The sequence below is a fragment of the Sphingomonas xinjiangensis genome, from assembly GCF_014199255.1.
Lineage (GTDB): Bacteria > Pseudomonadota > Alphaproteobacteria > Sphingomonadales > Sphingomonadaceae > Sphingomonas > Sphingomonas xinjiangensis.
On sequence record NZ_JACIJF010000016.1, the window covers coordinates 11,659 to 32,500 of the forward strand.

At 62.3% G+C, this 20,842-nt stretch carries 23 protein-coding genes; 5 read left to right on the forward strand and 18 right to left on the reverse strand.

Features of this window, described 5'->3' with window-relative positions; translation table 11 throughout:
• Positions 1-49: 49 nt before the first annotated feature.
• From FHT02_RS17455 to FHT02_RS17535, 17 genes are read right to left on the reverse strand one after another with little or no spacing between them, the layout of a single operon-like run.
• Positions 50-463 (reverse strand): hypothetical protein, encoded by a 414-nt coding sequence (locus FHT02_RS17455; protein ID WP_184090730.1) that lies wholly within the window; start codon positions 461-463, stop codon positions 50-52.
• On the reverse strand, positions 441-2,228 hold the full coding sequence (locus tag FHT02_RS17460) for a conjugal transfer protein TraN (RefSeq protein ID WP_343056986.1): 1,788 nt from the start codon (positions 2,226-2,228) through the stop codon (positions 441-443). Before FHT02_RS17460 ends, FHT02_RS17455 begins: the two co-directional genes overlap by 23 nt.
• Positions 2,225-2,968, reverse strand: coding sequence for a type-F conjugative transfer system pilin assembly protein TrbC (trbC, locus tag FHT02_RS17465; protein WP_343056987.1), 744 nt, complete (start codon positions 2,966-2,968; stop codon positions 2,225-2,227). The genes FHT02_RS17460 and trbC overlap by 4 nt, the downstream gene beginning before the upstream one ends.
• A gap of 11 nt (positions 2,969-2,979) precedes the next feature.
• Entirely contained in the window at positions 2,980-3,972 is a 993-nt protein-coding gene (gene traU, locus FHT02_RS17470; RefSeq protein ID WP_246352503.1) for a conjugal transfer pilus assembly protein TraU, read from the reverse strand.
• A gap of 35 nt (positions 3,973-4,007) precedes the next feature.
• A complete protein-coding gene (locus FHT02_RS17475) occupies positions 4,008-4,280 on the reverse strand; it encodes a hypothetical protein (protein WP_184090736.1) in 273 nt (90 codons plus the stop codon).
• On the reverse strand, positions 4,280-4,882 hold the full coding sequence (gene traW, locus FHT02_RS17480) for a type-F conjugative transfer system protein TraW (protein WP_184090861.1): 603 nt from the start codon (positions 4,880-4,882) through the stop codon (positions 4,280-4,282). Before traW ends, FHT02_RS17475 begins: the two co-directional genes overlap by 1 nt.
• A gap of 32 nt (positions 4,883-4,914) precedes the next feature.
• The gene (locus FHT02_RS17485; RefSeq protein WP_184090739.1) at positions 4,915-5,451 is read right to left on the reverse strand and encodes a S26 family signal peptidase; all 537 of its coding nucleotides are present in this window, start codon (positions 5,449-5,451) and stop codon (positions 4,915-4,917) included.
• Positions 5,435-6,130 carry a TrbI F-type domain-containing protein gene (locus FHT02_RS17490; protein ID WP_184090742.1) on the reverse strand — a complete coding sequence of 232 codons (696 nt, stop codon included), beginning with the start codon at positions 6,128-6,130 and terminating at the stop codon, positions 5,435-5,437. Before FHT02_RS17490 ends, FHT02_RS17485 begins: the two co-directional genes overlap by 17 nt.
• Positions 6,123-6,512 carry a hypothetical protein gene (locus tag FHT02_RS17495; RefSeq protein ID WP_246352495.1) on the reverse strand — a complete coding sequence of 130 codons (390 nt, stop codon included), beginning with the start codon at positions 6,510-6,512 and terminating at the stop codon, positions 6,123-6,125. Before FHT02_RS17495 ends, FHT02_RS17490 begins: the two co-directional genes overlap by 8 nt.
• Before the next feature lie 5 nt (positions 6,513-6,517).
• Positions 6,518-9,094 (reverse strand): type IV secretion system protein TraC, encoded by a 2,577-nt coding sequence (traC, locus tag FHT02_RS17500; RefSeq protein ID WP_184090745.1) that lies wholly within the window; start codon positions 9,092-9,094, stop codon positions 6,518-6,520.
• The gene (locus FHT02_RS17505) at positions 9,091-10,035 is read right to left on the reverse strand and encodes a TraV family lipoprotein (RefSeq protein WP_184090747.1); all 945 of its coding nucleotides are present in this window, start codon (positions 10,033-10,035) and stop codon (positions 9,091-9,093) included. The genes traC and FHT02_RS17505 overlap by 4 nt, the downstream gene beginning before the upstream one ends.
• On the reverse strand, positions 10,032-10,913 hold the full coding sequence (locus FHT02_RS17510) for a DsbC family protein (protein ID WP_425506456.1): 882 nt from the start codon (positions 10,911-10,913) through the stop codon (positions 10,032-10,034). Before FHT02_RS17510 ends, FHT02_RS17505 begins: the two co-directional genes overlap by 4 nt.
• The gene (locus FHT02_RS17515; RefSeq protein WP_184090749.1) at positions 10,900-12,237 is read right to left on the reverse strand and encodes a TrbI/VirB10 family protein; all 1,338 of its coding nucleotides are present in this window, start codon (positions 12,235-12,237) and stop codon (positions 10,900-10,902) included. The genes FHT02_RS17510 and FHT02_RS17515 overlap by 14 nt, the downstream gene beginning before the upstream one ends.
• A gap of 3 nt (positions 12,238-12,240) precedes the next feature.
• Positions 12,241-13,050 carry a type-F conjugative transfer system secretin TraK gene (locus FHT02_RS17520; protein WP_184090751.1) on the reverse strand — a complete coding sequence of 270 codons (810 nt, stop codon included), beginning with the start codon at positions 13,048-13,050 and terminating at the stop codon, positions 12,241-12,243.
• The gene (locus tag FHT02_RS17525) at positions 13,047-13,622 is read right to left on the reverse strand and encodes a type IV conjugative transfer system protein TraE (RefSeq protein ID WP_184090753.1); all 576 of its coding nucleotides are present in this window, start codon (positions 13,620-13,622) and stop codon (positions 13,047-13,049) included. Before FHT02_RS17525 ends, FHT02_RS17520 begins: the two co-directional genes overlap by 4 nt.
• 1 nt (position 13,623) lies before the next feature.
• A complete protein-coding gene (gene traL / locus FHT02_RS17530; RefSeq protein WP_184090756.1) occupies positions 13,624-13,911 on the reverse strand; it encodes a type IV conjugative transfer system protein TraL in 288 nt (95 codons plus the stop codon).
• 56 nt (positions 13,912-13,967) lie between these two features.
• The gene (locus FHT02_RS17535; protein ID WP_425506457.1) at positions 13,968-14,210 is read right to left on the reverse strand and encodes a hypothetical protein; all 243 of its coding nucleotides are present in this window, start codon (positions 14,208-14,210) and stop codon (positions 13,968-13,970) included.
• A gap of 421 nt (positions 14,211-14,631) precedes the next feature.
• Here FHT02_RS17535 and FHT02_RS17540 point away from each other — a divergent pair, with 421 nt between their 5' ends.
• The 4 genes from FHT02_RS17540 (at position 14,632) to FHT02_RS17555 (ending at position 18,361) form a co-directional block, all read left to right on the forward strand.
• Positions 14,632-15,093 carry a hypothetical protein gene (locus FHT02_RS17540; protein WP_184090761.1) on the forward strand — a complete coding sequence of 154 codons (462 nt, stop codon included), beginning with the start codon at positions 14,632-14,634 and terminating at the stop codon, positions 15,091-15,093.
• 94 nt (positions 15,094-15,187) lie between these two features.
• Positions 15,188-15,712 (forward strand): hypothetical protein, encoded by a 525-nt coding sequence (locus FHT02_RS17545; protein ID WP_184090764.1) that lies wholly within the window; start codon positions 15,188-15,190, stop codon positions 15,710-15,712.
• Positions 15,713-16,092: 380 nt separating this feature from the next.
• Positions 16,093-16,977: a replication initiator protein A gene (locus tag FHT02_RS17550; RefSeq protein ID WP_221239546.1), complete on the forward strand. Its 885-nt coding sequence runs from the start codon at positions 16,093-16,095 to the stop codon at positions 16,975-16,977.
• A gap of 583 nt (positions 16,978-17,560) precedes the next feature.
• Complete coding sequence (locus FHT02_RS17555; RefSeq protein WP_246352496.1) at positions 17,561-18,361, forward strand: helix-turn-helix domain-containing protein; 801 nt, start codon at positions 17,561-17,563, stop codon at positions 18,359-18,361.
• Positions 18,362-18,508: 147 nt separating this feature from the next.
• On the opposite strand, the gene FHT02_RS17560 is transcribed toward FHT02_RS17555, so the two are convergent.
• Positions 18,509-19,216, reverse strand: a complete 708-nt coding sequence (locus FHT02_RS17560; protein ID WP_246352497.1) for a lytic transglycosylase domain-containing protein — start codon at positions 19,214-19,216, stop codon at positions 18,509-18,511.
• 298 nt (positions 19,217-19,514) lie between these two features.
• On the opposite strand from FHT02_RS17560, the gene FHT02_RS17565 reads away from it, so the two are divergent.
• Positions 19,515-20,807 (forward strand): hypothetical protein, encoded by a 1,293-nt coding sequence (locus FHT02_RS17565; protein ID WP_184090773.1) that lies wholly within the window; start codon positions 19,515-19,517, stop codon positions 20,805-20,807.
• Positions 20,808-20,842: the final 35 nt, after the last annotated feature.

Here is a 20,842-nt window from a genome sequence, read left to right on the forward strand (position 1 = left end):
AAAGCCCATGCCCGCCAGTTTCCGCATCACGAGATCCTTCCCGGCTAGATCAATCATCGAGATTCTCATCGTCGTGCTCGCCATCGAGCTCGGCCTTGGCGATGCCGAGCATCGACATCATCACGGCCACGTCGAAGTAGTTGGTGCCCTGGTCGAGCATCCGGACGATGCCTTGGAGGTGCCCGCGGGCATGGCGCCGGCCCGCCCGCGTCGCGCGAAAGCCAGAGGCGTGGCTCGTGAGCCAACCGCGGCTGACCATCCCTGAGAGCGCGCCCGAGACCGTGCCCAGATCGATGTCGCAGCGGAACCAGCTGCCAAGCGTCGCCGCGATCTCACCTGTGCTGCTGGGCACGCCCGAGCGGTAAGTGCGCAGAAACGTGGCAAGCTCCAGCACCGTCATGTCGATGGCGCACTGATGCCGCGAGGGCGGCACGGGCAGGTCATTGGCCGCGATGGAGGTCATAATAAGCCTGAATCTTGTTCTGGATGTCGGTCATCGTCTGCACCTCGTCGGGCAGCTTGGCGGCCTCGGTGAACTCGGCGTACACCTCAGTGAAATCCATTTTTGAGAGGTCCAGGAGCTGGAACTCGGCAATGGTGAAGCCCTTGCACTGCTCGTTCTTGGGCTTGGCCCAGGCCTTGCCGATCTGCTGACGGCCCTGAACCTGAAGGATGCGGCTGATCTTGCTGCCAAAGCAGCAATAAGCGTCCTTGGAGGTGACGCAGACGCCAAGGATGCTGTCGGAACAGTAGGAGCCGACTTTGTAGCAGAGGCCCTTGTCGTCCTTTTCGTCCAGCTGCTTCTCGGCCGAGCTGCACAGCCAAGGCGTGAGGAGCGGGACGCCCTTGCCAGAGCAGCAATTCGACGCGCCGAAGATCTTCTTGCTGCAGGTGTCGCGCTCGCCGGAGAACACCGTCAGCTCGTTCTCGTCGAACTCCTTACCGGCCTGGCCAAGGGCGTTCAAAGCAACAAGCGCGTCCTTGAACTCGGTCGACGCCTCGCGCTCGATCGGCTCGCAATTGCCGTTCATGCAGTAGACGTCGTTGCCGCAGATATACTGCTTGTCGCCCGAGGCCTGTTCGTCGGGCAGCGGGCAGCTAAAGACGCGCTGTGCTACCTTGCACGCGCCGCTTCGTGGATCGTCGAGGCACTCTTCGCGCAGGAAGCTGCACTGCTTGTTTGCCTCGAGGGCGGTGCAGTCGTTGGCCGGGGTGATACGCTGGCAGACAAACGGGCGCGACCAGGCCCAGCAGGCCTGCGTAACGGGCACGCCGTCGATGGTGCGGGTCTCTGGCCCCTCGGTGCAAACCTCTGGACCTTGAGCCACACAGCTGGTGTCAGCCAGCAGGGCAGGGCAGGTGCCCTCGAGGCGGGTGACGGTGACGGAGGAGGAGCCCTCCTTCTTCAGGTACGTCGTACCGGCGGCGGTGTTGCGATGATCGGGGATCTCCCCTTGAGGGATCTCGCTCGCGCATGAATATTGCTGCGCATTGCCGCGCACGCGGCTGCGGCAAAAGCTCAGATAGGCGGCGACATTGGTGCCGCCGGCGCCGAGTTCTACCTGCGCATCGCAGATCTGACGGCTGACCGGCTCTACACGGCAGATCCCTGCTGAAACCTTGGCGTTCAGCACCGTCGTGGACGCAAAGCCGTAGCTGGTCTGGTTGGCGGGTACGCCGTAGTAGAAATAGCGCAGCGTATTGACGACGACGGCATTCATGCGGCCAGCGCAGGTCTGCGGCGTCTCCGTCAGCTTGGAACCTTGATTGCAGGTGGCCTCATAATAGCCCTTCTGCCCAGCACCTGGTGGCAAGGGCACGCAGGTGCCCGAGGATCCGCCGAGCTGCTCGCCGCCCAAATACGTGTCGGGATTGTCGGCGATGTTCGTGGCGCGCTCAGTGGTGTCGAGGATTTCCGAGTTTGTGAACGTCGGGCGGGTGTGGCCCTGATCGGTCACAGTCTGGAAGGCTTCATTGCCTGTCGCCTGAACCGCACCGTCGGTTGCAAGCCGGTCGGGATCATCGAAATAGGTCGACTGCTGCAGATCGGTGCCGGCGTAGCCAGGCACCTCGCCGAGCTGCGCCTGCGACGGTGCCTTCAGATCGGCGCGCTTGGCCTTCCCGAACTCCTTGCCCTCATCCCGCGCCTGCTGGACGGCATCCTGCGCAACGCCGGCAGCCGATCCGATCGCGAGCGACACGAGGAGGGTGAGGGCGAGGCGCTTCACGATCCGGCCTTCACCAGATTGTTGAGCGCGATTTTGGACACCGCAGCACCTGGGCCGCGTCCTTCAGAGAAGGTCTCGAGCGCGTACCGCGTCGTGACGTTGCCGGTCATGCGATCGAACGGCGGCAGCTGGTTCTTGCAGGAGAAGCCCGAGCACAGGTCGAAGTCCGACGAAACGGCGACGTAAGCCGGGACGGCCTTGATGTCGAAAGCGCGAAAAAGGCGGGGATCGATGCCGACGCCCGAGAGCTTGTCGCCCTGACCCACCACCTGGGTCATCCGCGCGCTGAACTCCTTGAGCGAATTGTTCGGGAAGCCGCGGAAGACGACGATGCCGCCTGCCTTGGTCACGTCCGCGATGAGCTGGCGGAGCGACGCCGGTGGCATGGACAGGCTTGCGAAGGCGATGAGCTGGGGCGCTTCGCCGCGTGAGGCAGTGCCATTCGCGCCGGCACCCTTGATGATCTCGTTGAAGTCGATCGGACCATCTGGGCCCGTTGGAAGATCGGCCTTGGCGACTTGGCGAAGCGTCTCAGGCAGCTTGTCGCGCATCTGGACGGCTTCCTCGCGGAAGGCCTCGCCTCGATTGCGGACATGCTCGGCAAAGGCTTGCGCGTCCGCCTCCATGGCGGCCGAGCGCCGCTTGATGGCCTCTAAGTCCAGGTCCTGCATGTCTTGGGCGACGGCTTGGATGCCGGCGCCGGTGGCGAGTGCTGCGAGGACGATCAGGAAGCGGCGCACGTCATTTCCCCTTAGAGAACACAGCAATTGCGCTTGCGCCAAACCAGGTAGCCCATGTCTTCGCCCTTCACGGGGAAGGCTCGGCCTGTTCTGGGATCGAGCGTTGAGGCACCGAGCGGCTGACATGCCGCAGTGCCGCTGACGGTTGGGATCGGGTTGACCATCTGGACGCGGTATTGCTGCTTACGCAGCAGCGGCATCGGGTACTTGTTGCACAGGCCCTTGCTGCCCATCGTGCCCCAGGCCAGGCCCTCACGATGGATCTTGAAGGCAAAGCGGCTGAGCGCGAGCCGGGATGCTTGAACGTGATCCACATGAGCCGGGATGTTGCCGTTCACCGGGTACATCGGTCCCTGGCAGCCCGAGCACCAGAAGGTCTCATCGAGCGCGAGCTTGGCGGTGGCCGCTACACAGTCGCCGGCGCATGCCGCCTGCGCGATCGGGTTGGCGAAGAGCACCGCTTCCGGGTTGATGAGGGTGGTGAGGGTATCGTCCTGCCAGAGCGGATCGACTTCTGTCATGTAGGCGATGTCGAAGGATGCCTGCTCGAAGCAGAGGAAGTCGGTCAGGATCTCCATCCAGTATAGGAGCGGGTACACGTACCAGTGGACGTGCCACTTCGACGTATTCTGGCTCCGACCGCCGACCTGGGCTGGCCCTTCGACATAGCCCTTTCCGATGTCGAATCCTGGCGAGATCTTCGCGCCACCAAGATTGACGAAGCACCACGGCTTTGTGGACACGTCGGCGAGGCGAACAGGCTCCCAAAAGCCGGCAGAGATTCCGATGCGCGGCACGGGCGAGCCGCACGCGCAAATCGGAAGATCCGGGTTGTTGGTGTCTGGCCGAGCACTTGGCCAGATCGGCAGGGCGCCGATCGAGAGCGGAAACAGGCACGACCAGCAGACGTCGGTGATCGGGTTGACGAACTTGCCGTTGCAGGAGGCATTGCCGGTCGGCACCTGCGCACTTGCCGAGCTGGTGAGCGTAGCGCTCGCAAACAGTGCGGCCACGCCCAGAATGAGGAGGCGGAAGGCGCTCAAGCGCCCTCTCCGGTGACGGCATCGAGGTACGCGTCGTCGGCTGCTTTCTTACGGGCTACGTAGGCCACGGTCTTGAACACCGTGACGATCAGCAAGGCGGCGACGACTGCGGCGACACTGTTACCGATAGCACGATGCAGGGCATCAAAAGCTAGCAACATCAATGCTGTAGCGCCGCAGAGGAGTTGCCATGTCCTGCGGTCGCGCCGCAGCTCCGGCGTCTCGGGAGCCGCCATAGGAGTGCGCAGAAGATCGAGCCAGAGCGGCATCAGATGGCCCCCTTGAGAACGACCTCAGACACCCGCACCACCCGGCCAGCCTGCTCAGCGACGGCGGGCGTGTGCCGGATGCCGAACTTGCCGGTGAGGCGGCCTTCCTGATCGAAGTAGAACCGGCGCTGACGCGCGGTCATCTCCTCGATGGGCGAGCCCTTCACGAGGATGATCTTGGCCTTGAGGTCGCCATAGTGCTTGGTCGCCCAGGCCATTTGGGCGTCGCTGTCGCCGTCGACGAAGACGAGAGCCTGGCGCATTGTCACGAAGTCGAGCGGGTTCACGGATTGCCCCGCGCGGGCGATCACATTGCCCTTCTGATCGCGCACGTCCTTGTCGATCGTGATGGTCGGATCGTAGTTCCAGACACGCTCGTCGGTCGCGGGAGAGATACCAGACACCGGCGTTGGCCGGCGGATCTTCGCCTCGGCGCGTTTGGCGAACAGAGCGTTCATGCGGTCTATCTCGCCGCGTGACTCCATGCCCTTCAGGCGGGTCTCGATCGTGGCGAGAAGGTCCGGTTCGATGATGGGGAAGGTCTGGGCAACCGTGCCGTGATCCCGCGCTTGTATGGACGAGGTGAGCCCCGCCGAGAGCATGGCGACGATCGCGAAGGTCTCACCGGCGCGCTTCACAGCACCGGCACTCCGGTGCCGATGATCTTGTTCGTGCAGGCATAGCCGATCTCGGCATAGCGGCTGTCGAAGCCGTCCTTATGCGGCGTGCCGACATAGAAGCACCCCTGCGGGATCTTGCCGGTTGGACCGGCAGTCAGCGGCTCGCCAGCCTTGGTGATCGGCTTCATCTGAGCGACGACGTGTCCGTTCACGAGCACATCGCGGCCCTGATGGCGCACTTCGTCACCCGGCATGCCGTAAACGATCTTGCCGAACATCTCCGGCTTGGTCCCGAAGTGGCGGGCGACGAGCGCGTTGGCTGGTGGCTTGAAGAACACATACTCGCCGCGCTCGGGAGCCTGGTTCTTGTGGATCCAGAAGGCCCAGACCGGGAGCGAGTCCGTGCGATTGATGAGGAAGGCGTGGTTATCGCGCCAGTCCGTCAGCCCCTGATAAGCAGCACCACCTCCGATCAGGAGCAGGACAGCCGTCCAGCGCGCCTTGTTCGGGCGCCAGCCCTTGACCGGGGTCGCCTCAATAGCCGCCGCCATTGGGGCCTCCGAAGCTCATCGTGGACGCGCCGGCGGCGGGTGCCGCTGCGGCTTCGACTGGCGCGGGAGCCGCGAAGGCGCTGCCGCTCGGTTCAGGCCCGAAGGCCGAGCCTGCAGCCGCCGCCGGTGCGGCTTGTGCCTGTGCAGCGGCTTGCGCCTGAGCGAGCGCCATGGCCTGACCCTGAGCAGAGACAGCCGCATCGGCTGCCTGCTGGCGGCCGAGCTGCTGGCGCATCTCCGCTTCGCTCGCAGGCTTGGGCATCGGAACGCCCGACGAGTAGACGGCCTTCGCGACGTCGGCGGTCACGTCGACAACGTTCTTGGAGAGAACGGCCTCGCCGACGAGGACCACCTGACCCTTTTCGCCGCGCCGCGTGAGTTCGGCATCGAGCGAGGCCATGAACTGGCGCATCTCGGCCTGGACCTTCTCGGGCGGTGTCGTGGTGCGCGCCTGCGCCTGCACATACTCGCCGACGATCTTGGACAGGTCTGCGCGCACGATACGCTGTTCGCGTGGGCTCATCAGCGTGTGCGTCACCCAGACTGCCCAGACCGCGAGCGCAAGCAGCACGCCGAAGGCGAGGAGTTGGCCCAGCGTGTAGCCGGCGAAGAGGGGTTGAGCCCGCCGCGGGGGGGCTGCAATCGCGGCGGGCTCGGGGGTTTCGATCGTGTCAGTCATTGGCGTGACCTCCGGCGACCGAAGAGACAGGCGGCAGGATCGAGTGGCGCCGGAAGAAGGCGATGCCCGCCGCGAACAGCATGTGGCTGACGATGATGATCGTCTTGAAGCTGGCGATTCTGGCCGGATCGGCCGCGACGTAGCGCGCCGACATGTTGGCCAGGTGGTGCATCATCCCGTCGATCGAGAAGCCGCCGATCGCGAGGAATGCGAGGACGAAGAGGCCCCAGGTCATCAGCAGCGTGACTACGAGGAAACCCATCGTGTGCAGCATGAAGTACGCCATGAACCGATAGTCGATCGGTGCTCCACGCGCCGCAGCTACCGTGTTCGAGCGAGCCGAGCGCCGTTCGAACCAACGATTGTCGAATGCAGTGGCCATGTCGATTACTCCGCCGCAAGCGCGATGCCATCGTCGGCATCGCTCCATTTTTCGGGATTTTCGGGGAAGGCGATCCGCTCGATCGCGGCATCCATCGTGAGACCCTGCGCCATCATCGCCTTGATCTCGGCGAAGGTACGAGGGCTCGAAGAGTAGACGGTTGCCGAGTATGGATCGAGAACGAGGCGCCCCGTCGCCAGCATGTCCGGGCCCTTGATCAGGATGTCGGAATATTCGACGCCCTGGCGCTTGAGCGAGCGCAGCAGCGCATCGGTATGATCGTCCATCTCGAAGCGATCGTGCTTCTTGAAGTCGGCGATCGTCTCCTCCTTCTGCTGGAGGATCACGAACCAATCGCTGTTTTCGAGCGCGGCCTTCGAGCCGTCCGACTTGTAATAGTCGTTGAGGCTCTGGGTGGCCGTCACAAGCGACGCGCCGTACTTGCGGCAGGTGCGGGCATAGGCTTCGATGAAGTCGGCCATCGAGCCGCCCTTGAGCATCTGCCAGGCCTCATCGAGCAGCAGCGCCTTGGGGACCGAGCGGTCCACGCGGCGCATCATCTGCGACGCCATGAACATGATCGCGGTGAGCACGACCGAGCGAAGCTCCTCGCGCGAGGACAGGTCCGAAAGCTCGAAGACCGTCAGGTCGGCCGTCAGCTGGAACGAGACCTCACCCTGGAAGAACCGGCCATAGGTGCCGGCAGAGGAGAACGGCCGCATGGCGATGCCAAGGTCGCGACCAAGATCGCTCTCGCTGGCAGTCAGCGCCTCGATCACATCGTCGATCGAGCCGGCGCGTCCCTTATTCTGCCAAACGAGATTGACCGCACCGTCGATGAGGCCGCGCTCGGTGTCGTTCAGCTTGTCGATGTGGCGAGCCATCTGGCTGATGATCGACTTCAGCATCGCGAAGCAATCGAGCAGATAGTCCTCATCGTTCTCCGCCATGACGGGATCGACCATGGAGAATGGATTGAGGCAGAAGCCCGAGGACATGGTGAACTCGACAAAGGAGCCACCCTGGAGCTTCGCCGAGTGCTCAAAGGAGCGGCCATCGTCGATGACCACGACCTTGGCACCGGCTCCGCACATGGCGGCGCAAAGCTCCTGCAAAGCGACCGACTTGCCCGAGCCCGACTTGCCGAAGACCGCTACGTTGTGATTGCCTGCGGTGTTCTCGAACGGCGACCAATAGAAGGGCTGACCACGCCTGCCGATCAGCATCAGGTGCGGGATGTTGCCGCCCAAATACTCGCCCTGCAGCGGCGCCAGATTGCCCGCCGTGGCGCTGAGCATCGTGCGCATCCGCTTCATGTTGCGCAGGTCATAGGAAAGGCCATTGCTCATGGTCATGGGCATGGCAGCGAGGAGCCCCTGCACCTGCAGGTAGCGGTCATCGAGAAGATCCCACCCGGCAGCGCGGTAGATCGACTTGATCACGCGCTCGTTGGCGTCGCCTTTGCCTAGCGGCGAAAAGGCCGTGACGGAATAAAACACCTGAAGCAGTCGATTGCCCTGCTTGAGCTGGTCGGTGACGTCCTGCCACTCGGCGGACTGCTCTTTCAGCTGCGGGAGCATCCGGGCCGATTTGGAATCGGCAAGGCTGGTGGTCCGAAGGAACTTGCGCCCTGCGCGTTGGCTCTGGCCCTCCGCATCAGGGAAATCGATCAACAGGTTGGTGGAGACAGGGCAGGGGTAGCGCAGCTTATCGGCAAACAGATCGCCAATCAGCTTGCCGGTGTCCCAGGGAGCCCAGCGTTTGGGGAGATTACGAACGGAGAACGAGCGAACGTCGAAGACGTCGGGGTAAATCTCACCGATCTCCGGCGCGTTGTCGACGGTCCGGCCCGTGGGACGGAAACGCTCGGTGCGCAGCAATATGCGGTCAGGCTCGATCTTCATTTCGAGATCCTGCCGCACAGCCTGGTCAGCGATGGGGTCGTATGGATTGTAGACCACCGTATCGTCACCCGGCGCCGTGGTGGGCGAGATGATGTCGTCGATCCAAGCGATGAGGCCGCTTGGGTCTAGCGCGCGGGCATTGATGCCGATCGACTCCAGAGACGCGATCATCGCATCAAGCGCCGCTGCGATCTCTTCGGTGCTGACCCGGCTGTTCTCCGGCGTGGCGTAAGAAATCAGCAGCCGGTGATTGCGGAGATGGAAGGGGGCGGAGTTGGAGAGCGTCTCCCAAACGCCGCCCTGGAGGTACTCGGTGCGGTGCTTGGCCATCCGCTCATAGACGCCGCCAGCGCTATAGCGCGGCATGTACCACTGGGACAGCCGAGCGCCGACACGCGGGCTCTGCCAAGAATGGAACTCCAGCGATCCCGGCGATGGAACCGCCTCTGAGAGGAACTGCGCGATGATCTCACCGGTGCGCTCGCTGGCACCCACCATAGGAGCCGCCTCAAGCACAAACCCGCGCGAGCCGGCGTTGAAGAACAGCTTCCGCTTGGCGTCGTAGCTTCGATACGGGAGCCAGCTGCAAAACCGTGGAACCGCCGTCGACGGGCGCGCCGCCTCGGGCTTTTTGGTATCGCCCAGGATCAGGCTGAGCAGGTCAGAGAAGAAGCTCATCGATCGGCTCCCGAGACACCAGGAAAGGAAGGAGCCCGCACGGTAGGAAGCGGGGCCGACTTGGCGCCGGCCCGTGCGGTCGTCTCCAGCGTGTTCGACGCCGCCTGAAGCGCGGCGCTCTCGTTCACCGACTTGATGGCGGCCTTGCCTTCTTCAGTAGCGTTCTTGGGAACGATGGTGCCGACACGAGCGGGCAGAGGCGCCACGACACGCCGGTTAGAAAGCGCGGAAGAAGTGGCAGGCGTTGTCGTCGCGGCTGTGCTCAGCGGCCGCGCCGGGGAAGTGACGCGAGCGGTAGGTGCGTTGGTTTTGAGCGAAGCGACGGGGCTCCGTGCCTTGGTGCGAGGCGCGGTAGCGAGCTTGCGTGCTACGTCGTCTCGGATCGCCCCGACGGGATCTTGAGCCCGCGCACGCGCAGCCTCAACGGCCTCGGCGGGCGGCAGGTCAGGATCGACGGTGCCAACAGGCGGGTCGACGCGCTCGACAGCGGCGAGAAGGGTATCGCCGCCGGTATGGGCGGCGACCTCTGCCGGACTTGCGGCAACGGCCTCAGCTGCCGAGGCGCTCTGCCAGTTTGGGTTGTCGACTACGGCATGGATCGCGCGCGTGTCGTGCAGCCTTCCTGCGCCGTCGATGTGCGAGGGGAACACGATGCGCAGCACCTTCTCGCCGGTCCGCGCCGGATTGGCTGCGACCGCCTGATAGCCACGGCCGTCCTGGCGAGGCGCGCTGTAGGGACCAGCGGGCGAGAGGGTGGTGTCACCGGCGTCCCCCACGATCATCGCCAGCGCTCGATCGTCGATCGACATGCTCGGTGCGCAGGTGCCGTCAGGCGCAACGCAGGCGAAGTTGCCCTTCACGTTGCCGCCAAGCGACATGCAGCCCGAGAGGGAGGTGACGCCGACTAAAGCAAGCGCGACTGCGGCGAGGCGGCGGCTCACGAACGGCCTCCCGCGATCCAGGAGGAGAGGAACTCCTTGGGCCGGTAGCCCTCGATCACCGCACCGTCCGAACGAACGATGACCGGCGTGCCGCCCAGGCCATGGGCGCGGGCGAACTTCTCGTTCGCGTCCAAGCCGGAGGTGTCGCAGGTGCCGCCCGACGTGATCTGCTCGCCGGCATAGGCCGCGTGCAGCGCCTTCTCGCGGTTCTTTGCGCAATAGACCTGATTGGCGAGATCGCGGCTGCCTAGCGTCGAGATCGGGCGCTCGATGACCCGCACCTTCAGCTCGCGAAGCGTGTTGGTCAGCGCACGGCAGTAGCCGCAGCGGAAGTCGCTAAAGACCGTGACCGTCCGACCCGCTGAGTTGCCCCACACGATGGCGCCCGAGGCTGGCAGGCCTGCAACGTCAAGGTGCTTCACCGGAGCCGGCGCTGGCGCCGAGGCCGGCCGCGCGCTCGGCGCCGGAGCGCCGTCACCCTCTGCGCTGGCCTTGGCGGCGCCGCCAACCAGCATGTCCGGGTTCATCTCGAGGAGACGGGTCGCCGTGAGGTCCTGCTGCGTCTGCATGTCATAGACGCGACCGATCACGAGGTAGCGAGCGCCTTTGTCGACGTAGAAGAGGCTGCGCCCAGCGGTCACCTCGCAAAGGCCCTGCACCTTGGCGCAGTCGACCTTGGAGACTTCCGTCTTGGGCAGTCGCGCCTTCAAAAGCTCGACGACGCGGCCTTGGCCGCCGTCGCCTAGGATCTTGGGCATGATCGATGGCGCTGCATAAGCGGCACCCATGAACCCTGCTGCCAGGCCGAAAGCGGCAGGCACGGTGTAGAACGGAAGCGCGCGGAAGCGCTCCGCCAAGCGTGGCTTAGTTGCGGACATGAACGCCCTCCAAAAAGACGATTTCGACGTCGACGCCGGTCGGCATTTCGATGACCGGCTGATACTGCTCGGCGCGCTCGATCAGGTACTTCGAGACCATGTCGCCGCTCTGAGCGACGCCTTCGCCAAGACCGCCTTGCGCGATGTCACCCAGGCCAAGCTGCTGGCGCTTGCCGTTCACGATCACGTTGGGCTGCATCAGCGATGCGTTCGCGTTCGCCGAGAAACCTCGACCAAAGCCGCCAACAAGGCCGGCGATGAACGCTTGGCTCACAAGCGAGCCTTCGCGGCTCACCACTCGACCACGCACGCCGGCCTTGCCGCCAAAGGCGATGAAGCCCTTCACCTCGGACACCGCGTAGCGCCCACCCGGCTGCGGGCAGGTCATCTTCTGCAGCTTGACGTAAACCTTCTCGCTGGAAAGTTCGCCGCGCGCCGCGCCGTTGATGAGGCAGCCCTGGATCTTCGTCGTGAGCAGCTTGCCGTTCTGGTAAACCGAGCGGGCAGGGCCGGTTATGCGAAGCACCACCGGCAGAGGATCTGTCTGGCTGTTCACGCCGGCAGCCGCGTCCACGCCAACGATGACCTTGGCGCGGGCAAAGCTGTTAGGCGGGAGGTAGTTCGGGCTGTCCGTATAGACGGTGTTGCCCTTCTCGACCTTCTTGGCGTTGCCCGTGTCCGCCGTGGTGAAGGAGACCAGCTTGATCTCATTCAGCCGAGCCGGGGGAGGCACGTCCACCGTTCCCTCGGGCGCACCCTTGCCGTCGGGCCGCTGGTACAGCTGCTGCCCACCAACGCCGTACATTGCCGAAGGCCCAGCTACCGGCGCCGGTGCAGCGGCACGGTCGTTGAGCTGGCGGCGCAGCTGATCGTTCTCGGACTGATAGGCGCTGACGACACGCTGGCCGTCAGCGCTCATCGACTGGTTTTGACCGCGCAGCTGCTCGATCTGAGCCTGGAGCTGGTCGACACGCTGGTTGGTGCCGTTTGCCGCCTTGAGCTGGTTCTCCGTGGACTGGAACCGATTCTCCGAGAGCGACATCCACTCCTGCTCGGAGAGGTTGCGGTTCATGATGTCCTTGGTCGACACCGAAACTTCGGCGGGCTTGTCGGGATCGACCTTCTTGTCGTCGCTATCGCCTGAGAAGACCCAGAAGCTGGCTGCAACCAGGCCGATCATGGCGCCGCCGCCAAGCATCAGGCGCTGCTTTTTCTGAACGGCGTCGTTGCCGCCCAGATCGCCGGCGACCGGGGAGACACCGCCCTCTACCGGAGCCGGATCAAGCGCGGGGCGCTTGCGCGAGAACATGTCAGTGAGAGCCATGGGTCAATTCCCGGTGGTTCGAGAGACGAGATAGGCCGTGGTGACCTTGCCGGCGGCGAGCTTGGGCTCGACGATCGAGACGGCCAGCGTGCTCGGCGGCGCGACCGTTGCCTCGGTCAGCACGGCCTCAGCCGGACCCTTGTTCTCAATGCGAAGCACACGGCCCGTCAGGTCGTCGCCGCGATACTCGGCGATCATCTGAACCTTGAGGTTGCCGACATAGACAGGGCGCAAGGAGCGCTGGCGCATCTCGAAGCCGTCCGAGACCCGGTTGGCGTACATCGCCTGCACGAGATCGACGGCGGCCTCTTCGGAGGTCACCTGCGGCTTGCCTGGGCCGTTCTCGGCCAGTTCTGCCTTGGCGATTGCCGGGTTCGAGATGAAGACCTGAACCGCCTGATCGCCTGCGACGCGGCAGACGAACTTGTAGACGTAGCCGCGCTTGCTGGTGGCGAAGAAGGAAAGGGCAGGGCGCGCAAAGCCGTCGGGTACCGACAGATAGATGTCGCCGCGCACCGGCTCGTTGACGACGCTGAAGTCGTCGGCCGCGTTGCCCGTGTTGATCTTGGAGACCGAGGCGAACTCGTCCTCCACAAGGCTGATCCGGGTGAGATCCTTGGCCGACGCGCTGCAGGACACCTGGCTGCCGTCCGAGGCCTGAAGCGTCTGATCTGCTGCTGCCAGGGCAGGCTTGGCCAGGAAGAAGAGCGCGAGGCCAATCAGGGCAGCGCCCAACAACCGGCTAAGCATGCAGAGCCGAGCGGCGAGCGCGGTACCGAGCACCGCAGAGCCGAAAGCGAGGTAGCCGGTCATGACAGAGCCTTTCGGGTCTTGGCTTCGTCAGCGACCATCCCGAAGCCCGCGAGCTTCAAGGACACACCATTGTACTCCCAGTCGAACTGGAAGGTGCGGGTGTCCTTGGAGATGACCTTCTGGCCGACGATGGTGTGAAGCTGGCCGGTGACCGTGGAGCGCAGGTTCTTGGGATCGATTGTCATCGACTGAAGCGTGAAGAACTGCGCGATCGAGGAGCTGCGCTGTTCATCGACCACTTTGAGGAGGTCGGCCTTGATCTTCCCGTGCGCGCGCTCGGAGGTCAGCGCGAGAACCGTGTTCATCCAATAGTCGAGGTTGCTCGGCGAGCGATCGAGGATGAGCACCGCGGTATCGCGGGTGACCAGCTCCAGATATTCCCTCGAAGCGCCGGCACTGCTGAGAGTGAGCGGAGAGCGAAGGACCGGCTGCAGCACGATCTCGCGAGGCCGTGTCGCCGAGACCAGAAGCATGACGCCGATCACCGCCGCGAGGACGAGGACCGAGATACCGAGCAGGTTGCGCTGGCGCAGGATGCGCTGGCTCTGCCCATGCTGATAGGTAAAATCCATGTCAGCCCACCATCACTCGAAGGTAGGAAGGTGGCGTGGCCCGCAGTGACGGAAAGCCACCCGGCAAATGCCAATAGGCCAAATGGATCAGCCAAGATCCGGCACGCCCAGCCTTTGCCTTGCGGAGCAACCACCAGCCCGCGAATGCTAACGCGATGCCGATGACTATGTGCTGGGCGAGGATCCCCCAAACGAAGGGGATCACCATCGCGAGAAATTCATCCAGCGTCCAAAACCCGATCAGCTCAGGATCATCCAGATGTGCGTGGATCACGTACTTGTCTGCCATTTGCGCCACCCTCCGAAATGCGCCGGCGAGGCTGCCGTCCTCGCCGGCGCGTGCGGTCAGATCGTCGCGGTGACGGTCGAGGTGACGATCGGAATGCCAGTGCCGGCGCCGACGCCCACGCCGACCGGGATCGCGACCTGACCGAGCGAGAAGCGGCCCGAAGCCAGGCCGACCACGCCACCAGCGAGCGACAGAACGGTGATGATCTTACCGCCCGAACCCTCGAGGAAGCCGGTGAAGGCAGTCAGCGCGGTGTCGAAGGTGGTGTCGGCGCCGGCGAATGCCGGACCGGCCAGCATGGCCGCGCCAACAACCGCCGCCGAAACCAGACCAGCCGTTTCGAGACGACGAGCCTTAAGCAGGTTCTTCATGACAAAGGTCTCCTTGGATGAACGCAATCAGTGCGCCCAATCCAAGGCTGACCCCGCGGAATCGGCGCAGCAAGCGGCGCACCACGGAACCACCGAATTCTTAATCAGTTTTATGCGAAACGGGGCCACTTGCGGAATGTCGGCGCTGATTCGACGTTCGCTTGTCTCACACGGGTGAGACAGGATTTCCGATCATTGTCTCACACGGGTGAGACAGAGCCTCAAAATCCGATTCGATCCCTACGTTCAGGGCGTCTATAACCGCGCCCTTCCTCACCCGCGTTCGCTTCGCGGGTGTAGTTAAACATCGTTTCGAATGTTTAGGTCTGAGGAGGTTTGGGGGGGACAAATGACAAAAGACGGTCGCGCAATCTCAATGCAAGTGTCGAAAACCTACTTCCGGCTCATCACGGAAAGTGTTCGGCTATTTTCAAACAAAATGTGTCGGTTCGCCTCGTTCTCCGAAGTCATCGATGATCGGGCTCCGTCATTTAAGGAAATACCGGATCACTATGAGGCTTCCGACCTGAAGGAGCACCTTCAAATTATACCGACGGATGGCGAAGTACCGATCAGTATCACTATCCTTGAAACCAGTGCCGCGTCGCTTGATGGCGCCCTGCCGACTCTTGAGAAGGTGATCGGAGACTCCGTAAGTCTCGCCTCTGCCATATCCCTGTTACTTTTCGACTTTATCGTTGAGGAGAATAAGACAGAGGTCCTCACGAAATTAGGCCTTACCTCCGAGGAGGCCAAGGCCTATCGCGGGGCGATGACACGCAAGTCGTCTAATGTGATACCACTACGGTAAATCAGCACGTTTAATCAGATCGACTTGCAATAAGGGTTGCCAAGCCGTGTCGTGCCTAGGTACTTTTCCGAAGTCTGTTCCGGGGGGTCACTGTATGATGGTATCGACCGAGCCGTTTACTCCAGAGGGAGGAGGGGCAGCTTCACCGCCCAGCTTTATAGATTTCATCCTGCAATGGATGGAGGCGAGCGGAGCCACACTAAGGGACCTCGTGGAGGCGTCGGAAGGGCGCCTCAATCTTACCCGCGTAGGTCGGATACTTCATCGCAATCTTGAGAAACGATCAGCGATCCGGATGGATGAGGTTGACGAAATTCTACGAGCGCTGAAAATCAACCATTATCATTTTGCCCTAGCAGTCGAGATGATTCGAGAGTCGCCGGCCGCTACCCTTGAGAAGCATATGCCCTTCATCAAGGTAGCCGCAGTAGCGATGAGCAACCTACCGTTACTCTTCCGCGAAGCGTTCGAGCACATCAATGGTCTAGATCAATCCGATGTTAAGGACGAGCACGGCCTAGCTATCCAACGAATCGTGATACAGAACTACACGATGGTCTATGCTGACATGGCTAGACGAAAAGACGAAAGGCTAGGGCCTTTCGGCAGAGACTTCTGAAGTAAGAACTACAAAGATAAAACGTTACACTCGGGTCGCAATCATTTCCGCTTGAGTTGAGAGCCGCTAGAGCGCCTCAAGCCCCGCCTCGCATAGCGAGCGCAGAACTAAGCTAAACAGCAACGAACGTCCCCAAGGGGGGTTTTCCGTGTGAAAGCACGAGCGCATGCCCTCGCGCCTTGTTTCCTTTCCCGAAAACGTGTCCGTTCCGGCATCTGCGCACTCGCGTCCTGAGAGCGCCGGCGCAGCGGCAGCTGCAGACGCGTCCAAGAACGCAAATCCTCGTGCTTTCACACGGAAAACCCTGTCAACGCATAGGAGCGGGTAGACAGAGCGCCACCGATAGCGACAATCGAACACTCTTAGTGGAAGTGCGCGAGATGACGGAAATCACGACGAAGCAGGGAGATCTCTTCCAACTGGACAGCCCTCTCTACGGCGACGTCCAGGGCGAGCGAACCGTGGCTGAGTTCCCTTTCTTCGCTTTGTCAAAGAAGGCGCAGATGACGCCTATGGTTTTCGAAAGCGGCGACGCCCGCATCGAGATCAACCCCAGCAAAACGGGCGTGGCGACAATCTATGACAAGGAAATCCTGCTCTACATCGCGAGCCTAATGGCAGAGAGAATGGAAACTGGTGAGTCTGTAGATCGCGTCCTAAGCTTTACCGCTAACGATCTATTCAGGGTGACAAGCACTAATCCCTCAGCGAGGTCATACACCTCCCTCAAGGCGTCACTGAACAGATTGCAAGGTACTCAGATCATCACCAACATCGAGACCGGGGGAGAGGGATCTGACAGCGCTTTCTCGTGGTTGCTTAAAGCCGATATAAAGTACGTTCGTCTCCCCTCAGGAGAACGGCGGGTCAAGCGGATCGAGGTCATGGTTTGTGACTGGCTACATCGAGCGATTTTGACTGACCGCCGCATAGCGGCTTATCACTTGGACTTCTTCAAGCTAGGTCCTATCGAGCGGCGCCTTTATGAGCTGGCGAAGTTCAATTGCCTCGGAGACACAAGCTTTGAGGTAGATCTTAATTCGCTTGGCGAGAGAGTTGGTTGTGCAACTGATAAACGGGGGCTCGAGTATTTCAAAAAGCATCTACGAGATATCGTGGAGCGTGATTCATTGCCCGAGTACACGATCTCCCTAAGCGAAGAGAAGATATCGTCTCCAAAGGGCGGGCGACCGAAGCTCAACACTATCGTGGCTCTCAGGGCTCGCGAGTGGACGCAGCAGCCAGCGCTCGCATCGTCGGGATAGTCGCTGATCGGGGTTTTCCGTGTGAAAGCACGAAGAAGCTCGTAGCCCCCAAGGAAGGTCGTTTTCAGGCCTTCAACGGGCCCACATAGGGGGGTGTGCGGCCTGCTAGGCCTTTGGAATAGCGCTGGCGGCCCGAGTGATCCGGAGTTTTCCGCGTGAAAGCACGAATGATCCTGAGGTTTACCGTGTGAAAACACGATTCAAACGTGTTGAGGTCCCGCCGATACCCGGTGAAGGTGCGAAAGGCGGCGGAGCTCCTAAAAGCGTCCTTGCCGTGCGTGATTGCGTTCGATCAGGCCGACGGCCAGGCTGAATGCTGGACTTAACAAACCGGGAGTGGTTCGCCGTGATCAGATAAAAGAAAGCCCGGCACGAGGCCGGGCATCCCAGATTGGATCGTCTCCGATCCGCTAAGTCAGCGTCGCCAAACGCCAACGGTCTCAATCACACGAGATCCGACTTAGTCGATCCCGACAGGCAGATCAAGGATGCGCGTTTCGCGCCACGGAATCTCTTTGCCTGGTCCCGGCCTCCATAGGGAGGAAGGAAGATGGGAGCGTTTTGCGTAGGAGAGGCCGCTCGGATGGCCCTTTCCGGCATTCCCCTCGAGAGGAAGAAGAAAGCAAAGTCCGGATCGCGGCACCCAACGGGAGCGCGCGTGCTGGGCGGGAGCATCGAGGCAGGAAGCTTCGAGCATCTATTTTTCGTGAAGCCCTCCAAAGGGGAGACGGATCGAGCGCTAAGCGCTGCGCGGCGGCTGCTCGACAATGGTCGTCGCTTGAAACGTGAGGAACGCGCCGGCACGCGCGCCCTGACTGCATATGAACGCCTGTTAACGGCCCTCACGGCGTCGTTCGTCCGCGTCTATGAGGAACTAGCCACACTCGCGAGGCTGAACGCGGGGAAGGTTTACCCGAGTTACGAGCACCTAGCAGAAGCTACAGGGCTTGGCCGCGCCACCGTCGCGAGGGCACTGAAGTTGCTAGAGCAGCTGGGATTGCTGATCCGCCAACGCCGCTTCAAGCAGATCGAGGCCGAAGGCCCCGGGCCTCGCTGGGAGCAGACCTCCAACGCCTACCGCCTCGAACTGCCGGCGCGGATTGCACAGTATCTCCCTCGCTGGATGAAGCCCGCGCCTCTCCCCGACGACGACACACATCGCCGGCAGGCGGTCGTTGAGGAAACTCGCGTGATGGTGGAGGCCCTGCCTTCGAGCGAGTTTGCGAAGCTGATTGTTGGGGGCGAGCTTGGAAAGGTGCTGTCACGTATCGGCGCGCACTTAGACCGCGAGCGTGAGTATCAGAAAGATACGCAACCGCTCACCAAGTCTTATTTAAATGGCTCAGATGGAGTTGGCCTCGACGGCCAACAACACTCCGCCTGACGGCGAGCATGGGGAAACCGCCGAAAACCTAAAAGCCGACCCGCGAAAGGCTCGAACAGGAGTGCTGGCTACGCCAGCACAATGCTCCCGAGAGGAGCATGCGGATTCTGTTGTCCACCTGCTGCTTCCTTGGAGCCTGCGTCGGCTTCAGAATAGCGAAACCGACGCGCCCGTAGCCCGCTGCTTTGGCGTTGTTCGAACACTCACCTGCTGGATCCTTGGGGTAGGGGCCTGATGGCTCAACCGCGACCAATTCGAGAGGATATTCGCCACATAAGCTTGAGTCTCAGGGATCCGCGGTACGGCCCCTTTCACTCGCCCAGGTCCGGCATTGTAGGCGGCGAGCGCAAGGTGGACCTGCCCGAAGCGGTCGAGCTGTTGGCGCAGGTACTTCGCGCCCCCGCGAAGGTTCTGAACGACGTCGTAGCGGTTCACGCCAAGGCCCGCGGCGGTGCCTGGCATCAGCTGCACTAGCCCAAACGCGTTCTTCGGAGAGGCCGCGAGCGGGTTATAACTGCTCTCGCGCATGATCATCGCGTCAAAGAGACCGACCGGGATCCCGTGCTCGCAGGCGATCGAGCTCATCATCCCGTAGTAAGACGCGCGGCGCTGTTCTGCAGTCGAGCTAAGCAGGCCGGACGTTTGATAGGCCACGGGTGAGCAACCAGGTACATAGGCGACCGGCGCAAAGGAGCCGCCCCCCGGCCGCATCCACGCCGGCACCATGATGGATGAGGATGCTGCAACCAGCTGCGGCACCTGCTCAGACCCGGCGCTTGGAACGGCTTCCTGGCTCATGCCGGAGAAGTCATTCGCCATACGAAACTCAACATATTGGCGACTTAGATCGTGCATCCGAAAGGCGCCAACAGAGGCACTAGGCTGGATGGGCGGGACCTCGGCTTGGCTTGGTTCAGGGGGCGAAGCGGACATTCGGATCAACTGCACCTGCCTGACACCCGCTTGCCCTTGAGCAAAGGCAGGCTCCGAAGCGGCGCCCCCTGCAAGACATAGACCGACGAACAGAGAAAAACGGCGCATCAACTGCCCTCCCAATATCAACTTCTTAAAGTTGAGGTCGAGTGGTTGGGAGTTGTCAAGCGTGGGAGATCCGGAGAGACTTCCTTCAAATGAGCTTCGGAGCCCTAATTCGATGTGGCTGATCGATCGCGATACGCACGGCCAGGACAAGAGCCGCATCCCGCTCCCGGCGGTGCTGCGCCAGGCTTTGGTGCGGTGGTACGTCGGCGAGGGGACCCACCATGACGAAGCCGCGGGGATAACGCTCGTTCAGAACGCCAGAATTGGTCACAAGTGGATCGCCTGCGACTGCCTAGGCGCCGAAAAGGCACCGCCGATCCTAACGCCAGCATTCCTTTCAGAGGCAGAAACCTACTATCTCCGCCGTCTGACCAGCACCAAGCGTCCCGAGCACCGAGCCGATTGCCCGTTCTTCAGAGACCAGGTGACGAACAGGATCAGCGAGGTGCGCTCGCCAAACGCTGTGACCGATCCGCCCGCTGGCTTCTTTGAGGTTCTGAAGCCGGCCCCGGAAAAGCTCGCCCAGCAGCCCGAGAGCGATAGCATCGACGATCGGACCAGAAGCGGCTCGGTGCCGAGGCTAGCACGTCTGCTTTGGCGGCTGATGGACACAAGTGGCGTGAACGTGATCGCTCCACTCTCTGCCGGGGAAGAGTGGTCGATACGGGCGAACTTCTCTGCGATTGGATACTCCGCGGCAAAGATCGAGATAGCGCCGGGGCTGGAGCTTGCCCGTGCCTTTTGGACGCACCCGCGCCCGCTCCAGGCCAACGCCGTCTACGCAACGCTGCGCCGCCTAGCTCCTGAGTGGCCGCTTGGGCACGCGCCTCAAGGCTTCGTGCTCCTCTATGCACCATCGTTCAAAGGCCAGGAGATCTATGTGCCCGGTGGTGAACCCGTCGCCATCGCGAACCGAGTTCAGTCACCCTCGATGCGCGGAAACAAAACCGCGGGTCCATACCTAACGCTCATTGTGGCAGGCGAGTATCCTGAGGCTCATGGCTACGCTCCGCTACGGGCGTATGCGCAGCCGATCTTCAACGGACGCCTGTTCGTCCCTGTCGATTCGGAGCTGGAGCGGCAAGCGTTGCGGGAGATCCTGGCCGTCCAACGCGAACTTCACAGCCGTCGCGTCGACCTCGCGATCCGCAAGCCCTTGTTCGACACAATGACGCGGGATGGACCGTGCCGTCCCGACTTCATGCTAGAGGCACGGTCCCGCATCACTGGAGAGATCGGCAACCTCGTAGTCGAGGTGATGGGCCTGGACGACGAAGCCTATCACTCCTCCAAGGCAGTGACCCACCCACGGATGCGCCATCTTGGTGCACTCTTGACCATCTCTGCTGACGAGGTGACTTCGGGCATTGGCCGCGAGAAGCTAATGGCGGCACTAAATCTCTGAAGGTGCGGATGGTCCGTCCGCGAGATAGTTGAAAA